This is a genomic window from Allobosea sp., from assembly GCF_051860145.1.
Taxonomy (GTDB): Bacteria; Pseudomonadota; Alphaproteobacteria; order Rhizobiales; family Beijerinckiaceae; genus Allobosea.
Genome location: NZ_JBHYEM010000016.1, coordinates 23,934 through 41,577 on the forward strand (window position 1 = coordinate 23,934; position 17,644 = coordinate 41,577).

The following is a 17,644-nucleotide window of genomic DNA, read 5'->3' on the forward strand; positions in this document are numbered from 1 at the left end:
GTGAACAGACCTGCCAAACTCTTCGCGAGAGGCCGAAGCTTCGGCGAACAACGTTAGCGAGCGGTTTCGGCCGAGATCGGGATGAGCCTGCGCCACAAAGCCTTTTCCGCCGCCTTCAGGGTCATGGCGGCGACCGGCGCCGACCGCTGGGGCAGGGGCTTCGCGCAGGGGCGCGGCATGATCCTGACCTTGCACCATGTCCGGCCCTGGCGCGAGACCGGCTTCGCGCCGAACCGGCTGCTGGAGATCACGCCGGATTTCCTCGATCTCGCGCTCGGCCTGATCCGGGAGGAGGGCTACGACCTCGTCTCGCTCGACGAGGCGCTGGTCCGGCTCGGCGATGTCAAGCCGGGCCGCTTCTTCGTCGCGCTGACCTTCGACGACGGCTATCGCGACAATCTCGACCATGCCTGGCCGGTACTGGCGAAGCACGGAGTGCCCTGGACGTTGTTCGTCACTCCGGGTTTCGCGGACCGCACGGCGCGGCTCTGGTGGCTGGAGCTGGAGGAGGCGATCCGCGTCCTGCCGCGCTTCTCCCTCGATCTTCCGGGCGGCGGTTTCTTGGCCCGCACCGAGACTGACCGGGAAAAACAACTCGCCTTCGCGACGCTCTACTGGCGTCTGCGCAAGGAGCCGGAAGCGATTCTGCTCTCAGCGATTTCCGAGCTGACGCGGCAGGTCGGGATCGACGCTGCCGCGCTGGTCGAGCGCGAATGCCTGCCCTGGGAAACGCTGCGATCCCTATCGGGCGCGCCGGGCGTGACCATCGGCGCGCATACGCTCAGCCATCCGATGCTGGCCAAGCATCCGCAGGACGTGGCGCGGCGCGAGATCGTGGAGAGCAAGGCGCGGCTGGAAGCCGAGCTCGGCCTGCCGATCCGGCATTTCGCCTATCCGGTCGGCGACCCGAACTCGGCAGGTCCGCGCGAATTCGGGCTGGCGCAGGAGGCGGGTTTCGCCAGCGCGGTCACGACGCGGCCGGGCCATCTCTTCGAGCCGCATGCGCGCCATCTCCATGCGCTGCCGCGGGTCTCGCTGAACGGCCATCACCAGAGCGAGGAGGCCGTGCGGGCGCTGCTCTCCGGGCTGCCGTTCCTGCTGTGGAATCGCGGGCGGAAGGTGAATGTGGGGTAGGCTGTTCGTCATGCTCGGGCTCGACCCGAGCATCTCTTTCAGGAGATTCTCGGGTCTGCGCTTCGCTCCGCCCGAGCATGACGGCCTTTACGCCTCGTCCTTCCGCTCCATCCAGCGGATCAGCGGCAGCAGTGGCAACACCCAGGCGAGGCCGAGCGCGATATAGGCGATCGTCTGCACCAGCTTGGGGGCCTCGGTGATCCGCCCCTGTGCCAGTGCCATCGCGACGAGCGCGTAGACGCAGACGAAGGCGAGGATCACGACCGTTCCGATCAGCTTGCGGTGACTCTGGCTCATCTCTCGTCTCCGGGCGCTGCGGCATCGCGGGCGTTGTTCCGCTGCCGCGCGGGGTCTATCTGTCACCCGCGACCGCGCTTGTGAAGCGTCCTCTCTGCGACCGAAGGCTCCGTTTCCGTGACCCTAGCCCTGAATCAGACCGCTGCCGAGGCGAATCCCGGCGCCCATGCCGGCATCCGGCGCTGGCTCTGGATCACCGCCGCGCTCGTCTTCATCATGGTCGTCGTCGGCGGCGCGACGCGGCTCACCGGCTCGGGGCTTTCGATCACCGAATGGCGGCCGGTCACGGGCGCGATCCCGCCGCTCTCCGATGCCGCCTGGGCGCTCGAATTCGAGAAATACCGCGCGAGCCCGCAATACCAGCTGCTCAATGCCGGCATGGCGCTGGCGGAGTTCAAGTTCATCTATTGGTGGGAATGGGGCCACCGCCAGCTCGGCCGTTTCATCGGGCTGGTCTATCTCCTTGGCTTCCTCGTCGTGGCGCTGCGCCGGCTCCTGCCCTGGCGGCAGAGCGCCGTGCTCTTCGGCATGGGGCTGCTGCTCGGCCTGCAGGGCGCGATTGGTTGGATCATGGTCGCCTCCGGCCTCGAGCCCGGCATGGTCGCCGTCGCGCCGGTCAAGCTGACGCTGCACTTGACCTTCGCCGGCCTGTTCTTCGCCTCCGTCGTCGCCTTCGCGACCTGGCTGACGCCGCCGCGGCGGGCCGAGGCGGCGAGGGGGCGTGCCGCCGCCTGGATCCTGCTCGCGCTCACCTTCGCCCAGATCGCGCTCGGCGGTCTCGTCGCCGGCTCTCGCGCCGGCTTCACCTTCAACACCTGGCCGCTGATGGATGGCGGGCTCGTGCCGGCCGCCTCGACCCTGTTCGCGCAGACGCCGTTCTGGGAGAATTTTGTCGATAATGTCGCGCTGGTGCAGTTCAACCACCGCCTCGGCGCCTATTTGCTGCTGGCGCTGGCACTCTGGCACGCTTTTGCGATGCGCCGCGCGGCGCCGGGCTCAGGGCCGGCCAGGCGCGCGACCGCGCTGGCCGGGCTGACGCTGGCGCAGGGCGCGCTCGGCATCGCCACCTTGCTCCTCGTCGTGCCGCTCTGGGCCGGGCTGGCGCATCAGGCGCTCGCCTTCCTGGTGCTGGCGATGGCCGTGGTGCATGTGACGCGGAGCGCGTCGTCCGGCACCCGTCATGCTCGGGCTTGACCCGAGCATCTCTTGACCGTGAGGGCTCCCGATGAAAGGGAGCCTCTTCCTGCCTGAGATTCTCGGGTCTGCGCTTCGCTTCGCCCGAGAATGACGGCTGCCGGTCAGGCGAGCGCCTGCTCCAGATCATCGATCAGGTCGGCGACATCCTCCAGACCGATCGAGAGCCTGACCACCTCGGGCCCGGCGCCGGCCTGCGTCTTCTGCGCATCCGTGAGCTGGCGATGCGTGGTCGAGGCGGGGTGGATGATCAGCGAGCGCGTGTCGCCGATATTGGCCAGATGCGAGAACAGCTTGAGGTTCGAGACCAGCTTGACGCCGGCGTCGTAGCCGCCCTTCAGCCCGAAGGTGAAGACCGCGCCGGCGCCCTTGGGCGAATAGCGCTTGGCGAGGTCGTGATACTTGTCGCCGGCCAGGCCGGGATAGCTGACCCAGTCAATCGCCGCATGCTTCGAGAGATGCGTCGCCACCGCCAGCGTGCTCTCGCAATGGCGCTGCATGCGCAGCGGCAAGGTCTCGATGCCGGTCAGGATCAGGAAGGCGTTGAAGGGCGAGAGCGCCGGGCCCATGTCGCGCAGGCCGAGCACGCGGGTCGCGATGGCGAAGGCGAAATTGCCAAAGGTCTCGCCCAGGACCATGCCGCCATATTCCGGGCGCGGCTTGGAGAGCATCGGGTAGCGCTCGTCGCCGACCCAGTTGAACGAGCCGCCATCGACGATCAGGCCGCCGATCGAGTTGCCATGCCCGCCTAGGAACTTGGTGGCCGAGTGCACGACGATGTCGGCGCCATGCTCGAAGGGGCGGATCAGGTAGGGGCTCGCCATCGTGTTGTCGACGATGAGCGGGATGTTGTGCTTCTTGGCGATTGCCGAGACGCCGGCGATATCGACGACGACGCCGCCCGGATTGGCGATCGATTCGATGAAGATCGCCTTGGTGCGCGGCGTTACCGCGGCCGCAAAGCTCTCCAGATCGTCGGAATCGGCCCAGATCACGTTCCAGCCAAAATTCTTGTAGGAATGGTTGAACTGGTTGATCGAGCCGCCATAGAGCTTCTTGGCGGCGACGAACTCATCGCCCGGCTGCATCAGCGCGTGGAAGCACAGGAATTCGGCCGCGTGGCCTGACGCCACGGCGAGCGCAGCCGTGCCGCCCTCGAGCGCCGCGACGCGCTCTTCGAGCACGGCATTGGTCGGGTTGCCGATGCGCGTATAGATGTTGCCGAAGGCCTGCAGCCCGAACAGCGAAGCGGCATGGTCGACATCGTCGAAGACGAAGGAGGTCGTCTGATAGATCGGCGTGGCGCGCGCGCCGGTGGCGGCGTCAGGGGCCGCGCCGGCATGGATGGCGAGCGTGTGGAAACCCGGGGCGCGATCGGTCATGGACGGTTCCTCGGCGAGATGTCTTGTTGAAAGGCGATATCGTTCGATTTAACGAACGCTCTTGGCGACGTCAATTGTTCGCCGCATCCCCTTGCGTAACCTGCGGCCTTCGCCAAAACTCGCAGCGTGAATTCGGGTGGGGGATTTGGATGCGACTGGCCTGGGCCTGTGCCGTAGTGATTGCCTGTTCTCTTGCTTCAACCTTTCCCGCCCGCGCCATCTGGCTTTCCGAGAATGGCGCCTCGGCATGGCTGAGCGGCTCGATCGAGCATGGTGACGAGGAAACCTTCAAGGCCTTCCTTGAACGGCCGCGTTCCCAGCCTCTGAAAGTCATCCATCTGTCGAGCGAAGGCGGCTTCTTGACGCCGGCGATGGCGATCGGGCGCATGATCCGCAAGGCTGGGCTGGCGACGGCCGTCGATGCTGGCCGCACGAGCTGCGACAGCGCCTGCACCTTCATCTTCGCCGGCGGCGTGCATCGACACTATGTCAACGCCGAGGGACTGTTCGAGGGGCTCTCGGGCCATGCCGGGCTCGGGTTTCACCCGTCGCACAGCAAGGGCAACCGTATCCGCAGCGGCGAGCACAGTGAACGCGGCACTGCACGGATGCGTGCATACTATGCCGAAATGGGCATGCCGCGGGCAGCGGACCTGATGCAGAAGGCGTCGATAACGACGCTGTTTCGTCCGAACGCCCGCACGGCGCAGGAGTTGCGGATCGCGACCAGCCTGACGGCGCCATGAACCGGGAGCGCCATGAATCGGGAGCGCAATGAACCGGGAGCGCCGGCTCAGGTGCCCGGCCGGTTGATCGTCAGCTTCTGAAAGCCCTTGCCGGCGAGCTGGGGCTTCTTTGCTGACAGGATGCGCGAATTGATGCCCTGCCAGCCGATCTCGCCGGAGAGCCGGCCATATTCGATCTTGGGGCAGCGATTCATGATCACGGTGACGCCCTTGGCCTCGGCGCGGGCGGCGGCGGCGTCATCGCGCACCGAAAGCTGCATCCAGATCACCTTCGGCAGTGGGTCGAGCGCGAGCGCCTCGTCGGTGATCGGCCCGGCGGCTGCCGAATTGCGGAATATCTCGACCATGTCGATCGGGCCGGGGATGTCTTTCAGCGAGGCATAGACCGTCTTGCCGAGCAGGGTCTGGCCGGCGAGGCCGGGATTGACCGGAATCACGTCATAGCCGCGGTCGATGAGATATTTGGTGACGATCCAGCTCGGGCGGGCCTCGCTGGCGGAGGCGCCGACCAGCGCGATCGTCTTCACCTCGCGCAGGATGCGGCGGATCAGCGCATCGTCATAGCTCTCGTGATTCAAGGCGCTGGAACCTCTCGGAAAGACGCTGCAACCTGCCAGATCCGGCTTTCGCGGGGGGCTGAATCCCAGCTTCATCATTCCTATCTGATGGAATGGAACACAGGCCGAACAGCCCGGTTGTTCCGCCATGAAAGGAGGGTCTGCCATGTGCGATTACAGTCTGCACAATGTGATGTCCACTCCAGCCAAAGTGGGCGATGAACTGACCACGACCAGCTTCCCGAACTCGAGCACGCGCGGCTTCCGCACAACCGCTGAGCCGGATGTTGCTGTCTGCGTGCTGCCCGGCACGGAGCTGGCCTTCGAGAAGGATATCGAATGTGACCGGTTGGTCGGCTTCCTGCCGCATCGCAAGATCGCGGCGCGGGTCGCACGCTTCCGTCAGATCGATCTCGACAAGCCCTATGCGCATCACGATGCGCTCGAACTGCCCGACGGCCAGGTCCTGCTGCTGACGAACCTGTCGATGGGGCAGAAGGCCACCGTGCTGCAGCTGCCGGCCGATCCGCAATCCGAAGCGGAGAAGGCGCGGCCGCAGGCCGAGATGCCGGAACATTATCCCGCGATCCTGTGACGGGATGCGCGATTGGCTGGCCCACGCGGCGACCTCGTCGGGTTGCCGCGTGCAGGATACGCAGCGCGGCCAGATGACGGCCGGCGCCTAGAGCATCGGACCGAAAAGTGGAATCCACGTTTCGGAAAAATCCGATGCTAAAACAAAAAGATAGATCGCCACCTTGCGTCCGATAGGACGCACGGCGATCTAGCTGTCGCGCCAGACAGGCTGGCGTTTCTCCATGAAGGCGCCGATGCCTTCCTCGGCGTCGCGCGCCAGCATGTTCTCGGCCATCACCGCCGAGGCGTGGTCATAGGCGGCAGCGAGGCCCATCTCGCGCTGCTCGTAGAAGGCGCGCTTGCCGGTCTTGACGGTCGCGGGCGATTTCGAGGCGATCACGGCGGCGAGCCGATGCGCCTCGGCCAGCGCTTCGCCGGCCGGCACGACACGGTTGACCAGCCCCATCCGCATCGCCTCCTGCGCCGGCACCATCTCGCCGAGCAGCAGCATCTCCATCGCGTGCTTGGCCGACAGGTTGCGCGAGAGCGCGACCATCGGTGTCGAGCAGAACAGGCCGATATGGACGCCGGGCGTGCAGAACCGCGCCTCGTTGCCCGCGACGGCGAGATCGCAGGTCGCGACGAGCTGGCAGCCTGCCGCGGTCGCGGTGCCCTCGACGGCGGCGATCGCCGGCTGGGGCAGGGCGGTGATCTGCTGCATCATGGCGGAGCAGCGGCCCAGCACATCGGTGAAATAGGCTCGCCCGCGATCGCCGTCGCCGCGCCGGGCGCTCATTTCCTTGAGGTCGTGCCCGGCCGAGAAGACGGGGCCCGCTGCGGTCAGCACCACGACGCGCACGCTCCTGTCGGCGGCGATGGCGACGAACGCGTCCCGCAGCGCGGCCAGCATCGCCTCGCTCAGCGGGTTGCGGGCCGCCGGCCGGTTCAGCGTCAGCGTCGCGATGCCGTCATGGTCCTCGCGAAGAAGCGCGGGCGCGGTATCAGGCTTGGTGGGATCGGGCTTGGTATGGGCGTTCATGGCGTGGCCTTTCGCATCCATGCCTATTGTCGGAGCCGGATCGCCATGCTGCAAGGGGAGGAGCCCGCTCCTCAACGATCGCCGGTTTTCCGCCCATGACCCCCCGCATGACCGTCTCGGAGATCGAGGCCTATCTCGACCAGGTCTTCCCGCAGCTCCATTATGGCGGGCGCACCTATTTCATCGAGGAGGTCGGGCCGCTGACGGCGCGGATGCGCTGCGACTATCACGAGCGGCATTTGCGTCCCGGCGGCACGATTTCCGGCCCGACCATGATGGCGCTCGCCGATCTGGCACTCTATGTCGCGATCCTCGCCCAGATCGGCCCGGTCGCCCTCGCGGTGACGACCAGCCTCAACTACAACTTCCTGCGCAAGCCGGGCCAGGCGGCGCTGATCGCGGAGGCGAAGCTGCTCAAGCTCGGCAAGCGGCTGGCGATCGGCGAGATCGCGCTGTTCTCCCAGGGCGACCCCGAGATGGTCTGCCACGCGACCGGGACCTATTCCATTCCGGCGCACTCCTGACCAGAAGCCCGGCATGACCGCCGACGTCTCGTTGCTCCAATATGTCCTCGTCGCCGCGACCGCTTTCCTGGCATCGGTCGTCGGCGGCGTCGCCGGTTACGGCACGGGGCTGCTCCTGCCGCCGGTCCTGATCCCGATCATCGGCGCTGAGGCGGTCGTTCCGGTGATCGGATTGTCGGCGCTCGCCACCAATGCCAGCCGGCTCATCGCTTTCCGCGAGCATCTCGACTGGCGCCGCGCCGGCATCGTCTCGCTCTGCGCGCTGCCGACCTCGGCGCTCGGTGCTTACGGCTACACCTTGTTGTCCGGCGCCGGGGCGATGGTGCTGATCGGAACCGTGCTGATCGTTCTCGTTCCGGCGCGGCGCCTTCTTGCGCGCCGGCGCGGCCATCTCGGCGATCGCGGGCTGGCCTTCGCCAGCGGCGGCTACGGCCTGCTCGTTGGAGGAACGGCCGGTTCCGGGGTCTTCCTGATCTCGATCCTGCTCTCCGCCGGCCTGACCGGCATGGCGGTGATCGCGACCGACGCCGCGATTTCGCTGCCGGTCGGCCTCGTCAAATCGGCGGTCTTCCTTTGGCAGGGCGCCTTGCCGCCGTCATCGCTCGTCATGGCGGGCCTGATCGGCGCCTGCGCCGTTCCCGGCGCGTTTCTCGCGCGCCGCCTGACGGCGCGCCTGCCCATCGCGGCTCATGCCTGGATACTGGACGGGGTCGTCATCCTCGGCGGCGTCCTGATCGTCGCGCAGGGTCTGCGGCAGATTCTGTGAGGGTCATCGCCGCGGTTGTGGTATCCTGATACCTATAGCGCTATCGCGCTTGAATTAATGGATTTTTTGCTTCCGTACGCGCATCCGAATATTGACATGACGCAGGCCGGGCCCTAAGCACCGCCTCACATCGCCGCCGGCCCGCCGGCGGCTTGTCCTTTTTCAAGCAACCGAAGGGTGCCGCGATGAAGACCGTCTCGCTCAAGCCCGCCGACGTCGAGAAGAAGTGGGTTGTGATCGATGCCTCCGGGCTCGTCGTTGGCCGTCTCGCCTCCGTGGTGGCGATGCGCCTGCGCGGCAAGCACAAGGCCGCCTACACCCCACATGTCGACTGTGGCGACAACATCATCGTCATCAACGCCGACAAGGTGGTCCTGACCGGGCGCAAGCGCGATCAGAAGGTCTATTACCACCACACCGGCTATGCCGGCGGCATCAAGGAGCGTTCCGCCAAGTTCATTCTTGAGGGTCGCTTCCCCGAGCGCATCGTCGAGAAGGCCGTCGAGCGCATGCTGCCGCGCGGCCCGCTCTTCCGCCAGATCCTCGGCAATCTCCGCGTCTACAAGGGTTCGGAGCACCCGCACGCCGCCCAGTCGCCGGAGGCGCTCGACGTCGCCGCGCTCAACAGCAAGAATGCGAGGGTCTGACATGGCCGAGGTTCTTCAGTCTCTCGAGCAGCTCGGCCAGGTCGCGAAGTCGACCCAGCCCGAGGCTCCCGTTCACGTCAAGAAGGTCGATGCGCAGGGCCGCGCCTATGCCACCGGCAAGCGCAAGAACGCCATCGCCCGCGTCTGGATCAAGCCCGGCTCCGGCAAGATCACGGTCAACACCCGCGATCAGGAAGTCTATTTCGCCCGCCCGGTGCTGCGCCTGATCCTGCAGCAGCCGCTGATGCTGGTCGATCGCGCGACGCAGTATGACGTCATCGTCACCGTCAAGGGCGGCGGCCTCTCCGGCCAGGCCGGCGCGGTCCGCCACGGCATCTCCAAGGCTCTGACCCATTACGAGCCGGAACTCCGCGGGCCGCTCAAGAAGGAAGGCTTCCTGACCCGCGATTCGCGTGTCGTCGAGCGCAAGAAGTTCGGCAAGGCCAAGGCCCGCCGCAGCTTCCAGTTCTCGAAGCGCTGATCGTTTCAGGACTATCCTTCATGCATCGGGGCGGCTCGCAAGAGCCGCCCTTTTTCGTTTTGATGGCTCGCCAATCTCGACGACACGCACGACCCATGAAGACCACGCCAAGGAGCTCCCCGATGATCCGTCCCGTCCTTCTCGTCACCGGCGGCAGCCGCGGCATCGGCGCTGCGATCTGCGTCATGGCGGCCAAGCGCGGCTACGATGTCGCGGTGAACTACCAGCGCGACGCCGAGGCGGCGGCCCGGGTGGTCGCTGCCTGTGAGGCGGAAGGCGCCAGGGCGCTCGCGCTCCAGGGCGACATGGGCAACGCGGCCGACATCATCCATGTCTTCGCCGAGACCAAGGTCACGCTCGGGCCGATCAGCCAGGTCGTCAACAATGCCGGCATCACCGGCAAGTCGAGCACGCTCGCCGAGGCCGACACGCAGGTCATCCGCACCTGCATCGACGTCAACGTCACCGGCGCGATCCTGGTCGCCCGCGAGGCGGCCCGCAGCCTCTCGGCGCATCCGGAAATCGGAAACCGGGCGATCGTCAACATTTCCTCGGTTGCCGCCACGCTGGGCTCGCCCGGCGAATATGTCTGGTACGCGGCCTCCAAGGCCGCGGTGGACGCGCTGACGATCGGCCTCTCGAAGGAGCTGGCACCGGCCGGCATCCGGGTCAACTCCGTCGCGCCCGGTCTCACCGAGACCGAGATCCATGCGGTGTCGACCGGGGAGGCGGGACGGGTCGCGCGGATCGCGCCGCTGATTCCGCTGCAGCGCGCCGCGACGCCGGACGAGATCGCAGAGGCCGTGCTGTTCCTGCTGTCCGAGGCGTCGTCCTATACGACAGGCATCATCCTGCGTGTCGGCGGCGGCCGCTGACGCGGCGACGGCTCTTGGCGACAGATTCGGCTGCAGCTGCCCATCTCGGTGGCTGGAACAGCGCCGCCGCCATGCTAAACCGCAGGCTCGTTTCGTCAGGTCCGGCTGTTCGACATGCGCATCCTGCTCGTCCTCATCGCCTTCGGCATGATCGCCGTCCCCGCCCTGCTGGCGCTCGGCCGCCAGGACGAGGCGCGCGGGCGCCGGATCGCCAATGCCCTGATCATCTTCCTGACGCCGGCCTTCGCGCTCGGCCTGATCCATGGCGTGCCGGAGCTCGATGGCCGCGCGCTGCAATACCCCATCGCCTGGACGACGCTCAGGCTGGTGCTGACCGGTATCGCGCTGATCCTGCCCTGGTGCCTCTATGTCTGGCTCGCCGGCGCGCGGCGCTGACCGCATTCACGGATGCCCGAGATGACCGAACCGGCCGACACACCCACCATCGACCACGCCTTCACCGGCGACAGGCGCGGGCCGGCGCATGACCCGACCTATGCCGGCGCGCTCTCCTTCATGCGCCGGCGCTACAGCAAGGACGTTGCCGGTTGCGATCTGGTGGTCTGGGGCGTGCCCTTCGACCTTGCCGTCTCGAACCGGCCGGGCACGCGTTTCGGCCCGCAGGCGCTGCGCCGGGTCAGCGCGATCTTCGACGGCGACGCGCAATATCCCTCGCGCATCGACCCGTTCGAGCATCTCTCGGCCGTCGATTACGGCGACTGCCTGCTGCCGCGCAGCGACCTGCAGGGCTGCGCCAAGGCGATCGAGCACGAGGCGGCTGCGATCATCGCGACCGGCGCGCATCTGGTGACGCTCGGCGGCGACCATTTCATCACCTTGCCGCTGCTGCGCGCCCATGTCGCCCGCCACGGCAAGCTCGCGGTGGTGCAGTTCGACGCGCATCAGGACACCTGGGATGACGGCGTCGGCGCGATCTCGCACGGCACCTTCATGCTCGAGGCGGTGCGCGAGGGGCTGGTCGATGTCGAGCGCTCGATCCAGATCGGCATCCGCACCATCGCCCCGCGCGATTGCGGCATCGCGGTGCTCGATGCCTATGCGGCCCTCGAGCTGGGCGTGGATGGCGTGACCGAGCGCATCAGGCAACGGGTGGGCCAGGGGCCGGCCTATCTCACCTTCGACATCGACGCGCTCGACCCCGCCTTCGCGCCCGGCACCGGCACGCCGGTCTCCGGCGGCCTGACGGCGGCGCAGGCGCTGCGCATGGTCTGGGCGCTCCGCGAGCTCGATTTCCGCGGCATGGACATCGTCGAGGTTTCGCCGCCTTATGACCATGCCGATGCGACCGCGATCGCCGGGGCGGCGGTCGCCCAGCACTACATCCAGGCGCTGGCGCTGAAGAAGGCCGGTTGAATCGCGCTCCGAACGGGCGGAATCGAATTGTCAGGAAAAGAGGGCATGCTCCTCGGAAGATTCGGATTTCTTGAGACGCGACGATGGCGAAAGGCCCCGGCATGACGAGCTTACCCACGCCTGCGGATGCCTTTCCCGCGGCGCTTGAGGCCTTGCGCAAGGCCCTCGGCGATGTCGCCAATGGCGATGTCCGCGCGATCAAGGCGCTTTATTCGCACAGCGACGAGGCCACGAGCTTCTATGGCTGGGGCGGCTACGAGAAGGGCTGGGATGCGGTCTCGAAGCGCTGGGATTGGGCTGGACAGCAGTTCAAAGGTGGCACTGTCGCCCATGAGAACGTCACGATGGTGGTCGGCGATCCGCTCGCTCTGGTCACGAATATCGAGACCTTCGAGGTCGCCATGGCATCCGGCGCCCCGCCGTCGCGCTGGACCAACCGCGTCACGCATGTCTTTCGCTTCGAGCAGGGCGGATGGCGGCTGCTGCACCGGCACGCCAATCGACTCGAGGGGCGCTACGAGCCGGCCTCGCGGCTCGAGGCCGGGTGAGGCAGCCCGCGACCCGTGCTGGTGCGCAACTGTTGACACCCGCCCCGTCCGTGAACATATAGCTCGCCCATGATGACCACGAACCCGACCCGACGTCGTACCAGCCAGGCCGCCCCGGCGCGCCCGCGATGACGCTCGGCTGCTAGTCCGAACGCCCGCGACCGCGCCCCGAGCGCGGTTTTTTTATGCCTGAAGCCGACCAACCATCGAGCGCGAGCGCGCCTTGGGGGATCACGATGAGCCAGAACCTGAAATCCATCTTCATCGACGGCGAGGCCGGCACCACCGGGCTCGGTATCCGTGATCGGCTCGCGGCCGTGCCGGAGGTCGTCGTCAAGAGCATCGACCCCGACAAGCGCAAGGACCCCGGCGCCCGCAAGGACATGATGGCCGGTGTCGATCTCGTCGTCCTGTGCCTGCCGGACGAGGCGGCGAAGGAATCGGTCGCGCTCGCGGATGAACTGGGCTCGGACGCCCCCAAGATCGTCGACGCCTCGACGGCGCATCGCGTCGCGCCGGGCTGGACCTACGGCTTCGCCGAGCTGGAGCCGGGCTTCGCCGCGAAGGTCGCCAATGCCAACCGCGTCTCCAATCCCGGCTGCTATCCCACCGGCGGCATCGCCTTGCTGCGGCCGCTGGTCGATGCCGGCCTGCTCGCGCAGGATCATCCCGTCACGGTCAATGCCGTCTCCGGCTATTCCGGCGGCGGCAAGAGCATGATCGAGGCCTATGAGGCGGGCAGCGCGCCGTCCTTCGAGCTTTACGGCCTTGGCCTCAAGCACAAGCACCTGCCCGAGCTGCAGGAATATGCGCGCCTGACCCGGCGGCCGATCTTCGTGCCGTCGGTCGGCAATTTCCGGCAGGGCATGCTGGTCTCGGTCCCGCTGCATCTCGATACGCTGCCGGGCAAGCCCAAGGCCGTGGACCTGCATGAGGCGCTCGCCGCGCGCTATGCCGGCTCGACCTATGTGAAGGTCCTGTCGCCGGAGGCCGGTGGCAAGCTCGAGCCGGAATCGCTCAACGACACCAACCGGCTCGAATTGCGGGTCTTCGGCAATGACGAGCTGCGTCAGGCCGTGCTGGTCGCCAAGCTCGACAATCTCGGCAAGGGCGCGTCCGGCGCGGCGGTGCAGAACATCAGGCTGATGCTCGGCCTGCCGGAAGATTGAGCCAGAACTCTTCACAGTTTTGCGAAAGCCCGGCCTTCGGCCGGGCTTTTTGTTTGAACAACTTGTTCAAAACGCCGTTATTGGAGAAAAGAGGTTTATGATCGAGCGGAACTGATCCTAATGCCTGTCACCTTGGAAGAAAACGCCCTGGTCGATTGCATATATGAGGCTGCTCTCCTTGCGGAGCTGTGGCCGGAGACCTTGCGCCGTGCTGCCGCGATGATCCACTGCAAGGATGCGGTGCTCGCCACTCTTCTCGATGACGAGCCGCGTTTCGTCGCCTCGACGGAATATTACGAACGCTCTCTCCTCGAGATGCTGGAGCGGTTCCCGATTTCCGTGAACGAGCGCACCCAGCGGCTGCTGGCCGCCCATGCCGAAGGTTTCCTCGTCGATCAGGATGTCTTCACGCCCGAGGAACTGGCGCGCGAGCCGGTCTATCAGGAGGTTCTCATTCCGCAGGGTTACGGCGCCGGCGTCGCGACTGCGATAGCCGCTCCCTCCGGCGACACGATCATCGTGCATCTGGAGCGGCCCGTCGCCATGGGGCCGGTCGACGGCGCAACGATCGCCATGCTGAACCGTCTGCGGCCGCATTTCGCGCGTGCTGGGCTGCTCTCGCGTCGGCTCAGCCTGGAAAGGGCACGCGCCGCGACACAGGCGCTCGAACTGATGGGCTTGCCGGCTGCCGTGCTGGGCCTGGGCGGTCGGATCCTGAGCGTGAACGCGCTGCTGACGGGCCTGATACCCGACGTCTTTCGCGATCGGCCGTCACGGCTGAGCATTGTCGATCAGGCTGCCGACGGCTTGCTCGAGACAGCACTCGCGATCACGGCGCATGATGCGCATGACGCCGCGGTGCGCTCGATCCCTATTCCCGCCGATGGCTATCGCCCGCCGATCATCGTCCACCTGACGCCGATCAGGGGGCGCGCCCGCGACATCTTCACCGGCGCCGTCGCGATCCTCGTGGCGACGCCGGTCGTGACGCGCCGGGTGCCGGGCGCGAAGGTCATACAGGGGCTTTTCGACCTGACCCCCGCCGAAGCGAAGCTGGCGGCGCTCATTGCCGCGGGACACCCGCCGCGTGACGCGGCGGCGCTGCTCGGCATCACCGAGGGCACAGCACGCACCACTCTGAAATACGTCCTCGGCAAGACGGGAACGAGACGGCAGGCCGATCTCGTCGGCCTGCTGCAAGGGGCTGCGCCGCCCGGCAGGGACCCCTGTCCATCGCCTTAACAAAAAACATATCGCTGCCGTCGCGGAAACGCCCCCCATAGGGGGGGTGACCCGCCGTTCCGCTCCGTAGCCTATCGGGCAGGGAACTGGAGGGTGGCCGATGATCGGACGAATTTGTGCGACCTTACGCAATGGTCGGGTCGGGGGCGGGTCGCGTTCGCTTGCGCGGGCCGGAGCGGTCCTGGAGAGCCGCCGTCCGCGCGCCTGCCTGCGCGTGGCAGGTGTGCCGGTCTGGTATTCGTTCCAGGCGCGTGTGGCAGCCAGGCTCGGTTCGAGCCGGCGGCGCGGCCGCTCGGAACTCTGAAGGGATAACGGCATCCGCCGTCGGCCGTGGCGGCACCGGATTGCCAGGGAACTCGACCACGCCGCTCCTTGCTGCGGTTGCGGCAAGAGCGACAAATTATTCGCGGCGTAGGTCATAACGCCGTCATGGCTGGGTCAAGCAGCCATGACGGCGTCTTTTTGTGATCAGCCCTTATAGGCCACGAAGTTCTGCTTCTGCGTGCCCAGGCCCTCGATGCCGAGGGAGACGACCTCGCCACCCTTGAGGAAGCGCGGCGGCTTGAAGCCGAGGCCGACGCCGGGCGGCGTGCCGGTGGTGATGACGTCACCCGGATCGAGCCGCATGAACTGGCTGATATAATGGACGAGATAGGCGGCGCCGAAGATCATCGTCTTGGTCGAGCCGTTCTGGACCCGCTCGCCGTCGACCTCGAGCCACATGCCGAGATTCTGCACGTCGGCGACCTCGTCGGGCGTGACCAGCCAGGGGCCGAGCGGGCCGAAGGTCGGGCAGCCCTTGCCCTTGGCCCATTGCCCGCCGCGCTCGGTCTGGAACTCGCGTTCGGAGACGTCGTTGCAGATGCAGAAGCCGGCAATCGCCGCCATGGCCTTGTCTTCCGGGATGTAGGACCCGCCATCGCCGATCACGATCGCGAGCTCGACTTCCCAGTCGGTCTTCACCGAGTTCTTCGGGATGACGACGTCGTCATTGGGGCCGACGATGCAGTTCGGCGCCTTGTTGAACAGGATCGGCTCCTTCGGGATCGCGGCGCCGGTCTCGGCGGCGTGATCGGCGAAGTTGAGGCCGACGGCGATGAAGTTGCGGACATCGCCGACGCAGGCGCCGATTCGGGGCGAGCCCGACACGGCGGGAAGCGAGTCGGCATCGAGCGCCCTGATCTTCGCCAGCGAAGCCGAGGTCAGCGCCTTGCCGGCGATGTCCGGAATGACGCCGGAGAGATCGCGCAGCGCGCCTTTGGAATCCAGCAGCGCCGGCTTTTCTTCGCCAAATGCGCCGTAACGAACCAGTTTCACGTCGTTTCCCCCGTTTCAATCGATATGATCAGGCGGCGCGATCCTGTCCGCAGCGGCCGCTAGAGGCAAGCCCGTTCCTGCGCATGGCGTGGCTGCGCGGGGTGGCCGCGAGAATTGTTGCGGGAATGCAACGTCGAGCGCGAAAGAGACCATTGCCGGCAATATGCTGTCGCGCTGTGACGGATCGTGCTCACGCCCAAAATGACGATAGTTCGCATATAAACGATCTTTTTCTCGCAACCGGCGGTCCACGCTTGCGAGAAATCGTCGGATTTCGTGAGATTTTTGGCTTTTTGCGGGCTGCCTCAAGGCGCGCATGGCAATTCCGCGGCATTGGAGGCGGGATTGCGGCGGGAAATCGAGCGCGGCATGCTCGTCAACGAAGCGGGTGATTTGCCCGAAAGAACGTCAGTCCTGGGGATGGGATCTTCGATGAAGAGCATCGTTCGCTACACCGCAGCCGCAACCGTCTCCGTTGCCGCTCTTCTCGCCGCCGGCGCCGCCTCCGCGAGTTCCTTCGCTATTCGCAGTGGCCAGAGCGCCGAGGGCCTCGGCATGGCCTATGCAGGTGCGGCCGCTGGCGGCATCGGCATGGGCTCGATGGCCTGGAACCCGGCGACGATCACCATGTTCCCGGGCCGCAACAGCCAGTGGAACGCGACCTATCTCTATGCCAACGGCGACTACAACCCGACCTCGGTGACGCGGCTCGGTGCTCCCAACGGCCCGGCGAGCCCGATCCAGAACGGCACCGGCAATATCGGCGGCGACGGCGCCTTCATCCCGGCCTCCTATTCGGCCTGGCAGCTGACCGACCGGTTCTGGATCGGCCTGACCACCGGCGCGCCCTTCGGTCTGCGCTCGAAGCCTGAGAATCAGGTCCATGCCGCGCAGGTCTATGGCCGTTCGGCCAAGGTGCAGACGATCAACGTCTCGCCGACCATCGGCTACCAGGTCAATGACTGGCTCTCGATCGGTGCGGCGCTGCAGGTCCAGTATTTCAAGGCCAATCTGAAGCAGGCGGCCGGCATCGCCCCGACAGCCCCGAATGTGATCATCGAAGGCGACACGATCGATTTCGGCTACCGCTTCGGTCTGACCCTGACCCCGCTCCAGGGAACCACGATCGGCCTGGCCTATCGTTCCTCCATTCGCCAGACCCTCGAGGGCACGCTGCGCACGCCGCTCGCCGTGGTGCCGGTCAAGGCCAACCTGAACCTGCCCGACTCGGTCGTCTTCGGCGTCTCGCAGGTGATCAACGACCAGTGGCAGGCCCATCTCGGCGTGGAATGGACGAACTGGAGCCGGTTCCGCAACATTCCGATCGTCAGCCGGTTCAATGGCGCGCCGGCGACCAGCCTGAACTTCCAGTATGACGACAGCTGGTTCTTCTCGGCCGGCGCCGAGTACCGCTACAACAGGGACCTGACGCTGCGCGCCGGCGTCGCCTACGAGCTCTCCGCCGTCAACGATCAGAATCGCCAGATATTCATCTCCGACAATGACCGCCTCTGGCTCAGCGCCGGCGCGAGCTATCAGATCACCGACAAGCTCAAGCTGGACATCGGCTACACCTATATCCATGTGAACAAGGCGAAGGTGAACTACACGGGTGGGCATCCGCAGCAGCAGGCGGTGTTCTATTCGGCCCAAGCCGAGCCTTACATCCACATCGTCTCTGCCGGCCTGACCTATCGCTGGGACAACCCGACCGAGACCGTGCCGGTCCGGCCGGTGGTGCGGAAGTACTGAGCGCATTGCGCGCTCGACAGGAAG

General features: G+C 66.4%; 20 protein-coding genes. 15 read left to right on the top strand and 5 right to left on the bottom strand.

The genetic code is table 11. The annotated features are described in order from the left end of the window. The first annotated feature begins 81 nt into the window (after positions 1–81). Positions 82–1,134 carry a polysaccharide deacetylase family protein gene (locus tag ACTIF2_RS21185; RefSeq protein ID WP_439499099.1) on the top strand — a complete coding sequence of 351 codons (1,053 nt, stop codon included), beginning with the start codon at positions 82–84 and terminating at the stop codon, positions 1,132–1,134. Between the two features lie 87 nt (positions 1,135–1,221). On the opposite strand, the gene ACTIF2_RS21190 is transcribed toward ACTIF2_RS21185, so the two are convergent. Continuing rightward, positions 1,222–1,431, bottom strand: a complete 210-nt coding sequence (locus ACTIF2_RS21190; RefSeq protein WP_439499100.1) for a DUF2842 domain-containing protein — start codon at positions 1,429–1,431, stop codon at positions 1,222–1,224. A gap of 117 nt (positions 1,432–1,548) precedes the next feature. On the opposite strand from ACTIF2_RS21190, the gene ACTIF2_RS21195 reads away from it, so the two are divergent. Then, positions 1,549–2,625, top strand: a complete 1,077-nt coding sequence (locus ACTIF2_RS21195) for a COX15/CtaA family protein (RefSeq protein ID WP_439499101.1) — start codon at positions 1,549–1,551, stop codon at positions 2,623–2,625. Between the two features lie 104 nt (positions 2,626–2,729). Here ACTIF2_RS21195 and ACTIF2_RS21200 read toward each other — a convergent pair whose 3' ends face one another. Further along, positions 2,730–4,007: an O-acetylhomoserine aminocarboxypropyltransferase gene (locus ACTIF2_RS21200; RefSeq protein ID WP_439499102.1), complete on the bottom strand. Its 1,278-nt coding sequence runs from the start codon at positions 4,005–4,007 to the stop codon at positions 2,730–2,732. 149 nt (positions 4,008–4,156) lie between these two features. Between ACTIF2_RS21200 and ACTIF2_RS21205 the strand changes: the two genes are divergently transcribed. Then, complete coding sequence (locus tag ACTIF2_RS21205) at positions 4,157–4,753, top strand: COG3904 family protein (RefSeq protein ID WP_439499103.1); 597 nt, start codon at positions 4,157–4,159, stop codon at positions 4,751–4,753. A 47-nt stretch (positions 4,754–4,800) separates the two neighbouring features. On the opposite strand, the gene ACTIF2_RS21210 is transcribed toward ACTIF2_RS21205, so the two are convergent. Next, the gene (locus ACTIF2_RS21210; RefSeq protein ID WP_439499104.1) at positions 4,801–5,331 is read right to left on the bottom strand and encodes a CoA-binding protein; all 531 of its coding nucleotides are present in this window, start codon (positions 5,329–5,331) and stop codon (positions 4,801–4,803) included. A 145-nt stretch (positions 5,332–5,476) separates the two neighbouring features. Here ACTIF2_RS21210 and ACTIF2_RS21215 point away from each other — a divergent pair, with 145 nt between their 5' ends. Beyond that, positions 5,477–5,905, top strand: a complete 429-nt coding sequence (locus ACTIF2_RS21215) for a hypothetical protein (RefSeq protein ID WP_439499105.1) — start codon at positions 5,477–5,479, stop codon at positions 5,903–5,905. 189 nt (positions 5,906–6,094) lie between these two features. On the opposite strand, the gene ACTIF2_RS21220 is transcribed toward ACTIF2_RS21215, so the two are convergent. Next, positions 6,095–6,925 (bottom strand): enoyl-CoA hydratase, encoded by an 831-nt coding sequence (locus ACTIF2_RS21220; protein ID WP_439499106.1) that lies wholly within the window; start codon positions 6,923–6,925, stop codon positions 6,095–6,097. A 95-nt stretch (positions 6,926–7,020) separates the two neighbouring features. Here ACTIF2_RS21220 and ACTIF2_RS21225 point away from each other — a divergent pair, with 95 nt between their 5' ends. The 10 genes from ACTIF2_RS21225 to ACTIF2_RS21270 all read left to right on the top strand — a co-directional run bounded on the left by ACTIF2_RS21225 (position 7,021) and on the right by ACTIF2_RS21270 (position 14,551). Further along, positions 7,021–7,449, top strand: coding sequence for a PaaI family thioesterase (locus ACTIF2_RS21225; protein ID WP_439499107.1), 429 nt, complete (start codon positions 7,021–7,023; stop codon positions 7,447–7,449). Positions 7,450–7,462: 13 nt separating this feature from the next. After that, positions 7,463–8,215 (top strand): TSUP family transporter, encoded by a 753-nt coding sequence (locus ACTIF2_RS21230; protein ID WP_439499108.1) that lies wholly within the window; start codon positions 7,463–7,465, stop codon positions 8,213–8,215. 185 nt (positions 8,216–8,400) lie between these two features. Then, positions 8,401–8,862: a 50S ribosomal protein L13 gene (gene rplM, locus ACTIF2_RS21235; RefSeq protein ID WP_439499109.1), complete on the top strand. Its 462-nt coding sequence runs from the start codon at positions 8,401–8,403 to the stop codon at positions 8,860–8,862. A gap of 1 nt (position 8,863) precedes the next feature. After that, positions 8,864–9,343, top strand: coding sequence for a 30S ribosomal protein S9 (gene rpsI / locus ACTIF2_RS21240; RefSeq protein WP_439499110.1), 480 nt, complete (start codon positions 8,864–8,866; stop codon positions 9,341–9,343). 122 nt (positions 9,344–9,465) lie between these two features. Continuing rightward, entirely contained in the window at positions 9,466–10,218 is a 753-nt protein-coding gene (locus ACTIF2_RS21245) for an SDR family oxidoreductase (protein ID WP_439499111.1), read from the top strand. A gap of 114 nt (positions 10,219–10,332) precedes the next feature. Beyond that, a complete protein-coding gene (locus ACTIF2_RS21250; protein ID WP_439499112.1) occupies positions 10,333–10,614 on the top strand; it encodes a hypothetical protein in 282 nt (93 codons plus the stop codon). A gap of 21 nt (positions 10,615–10,635) precedes the next feature. Beyond that, positions 10,636–11,592, top strand: a complete 957-nt coding sequence (gene speB, locus ACTIF2_RS21255; protein ID WP_439499113.1) for an agmatinase — start codon at positions 10,636–10,638, stop codon at positions 11,590–11,592. A gap of 101 nt (positions 11,593–11,693) precedes the next feature. Next, positions 11,694–12,140: a YybH family protein gene (locus tag ACTIF2_RS21260; protein ID WP_439499114.1), complete on the top strand. Its 447-nt coding sequence runs from the start codon at positions 11,694–11,696 to the stop codon at positions 12,138–12,140. 236 nt (positions 12,141–12,376) lie between these two features. Beyond that, on the top strand, positions 12,377–13,309 hold the full coding sequence (gene argC / locus ACTIF2_RS21265; RefSeq protein ID WP_439499115.1) for an N-acetyl-gamma-glutamyl-phosphate reductase: 933 nt from the start codon (positions 12,377–12,379) through the stop codon (positions 13,307–13,309). A gap of 201 nt (positions 13,310–13,510) precedes the next feature. After that, positions 13,511–14,551 (top strand): helix-turn-helix transcriptional regulator, encoded by a 1,041-nt coding sequence (locus ACTIF2_RS21270; RefSeq protein ID WP_439499116.1) that lies wholly within the window; start codon positions 13,511–13,513, stop codon positions 14,549–14,551. Positions 14,552–15,019: 468 nt separating this feature from the next. Here the strand turns inward: ACTIF2_RS21270 and ACTIF2_RS21275 are convergent, their stop codons facing one another. Beyond that, complete coding sequence (locus ACTIF2_RS21275) at positions 15,020–15,868, bottom strand: fumarylacetoacetate hydrolase family protein (protein ID WP_439499117.1); 849 nt, start codon at positions 15,866–15,868, stop codon at positions 15,020–15,022. Positions 15,869–16,300: 432 nt separating this feature from the next. On the opposite strand from ACTIF2_RS21275, the gene ACTIF2_RS21280 reads away from it, so the two are divergent. Continuing rightward, a complete protein-coding gene (locus ACTIF2_RS21280) occupies positions 16,301–17,620 on the top strand; it encodes an OmpP1/FadL family transporter (protein ID WP_439499118.1) in 1,320 nt (439 codons plus the stop codon). The last annotated feature ends 24 nt before the right edge of the window (positions 17,621–17,644 follow it).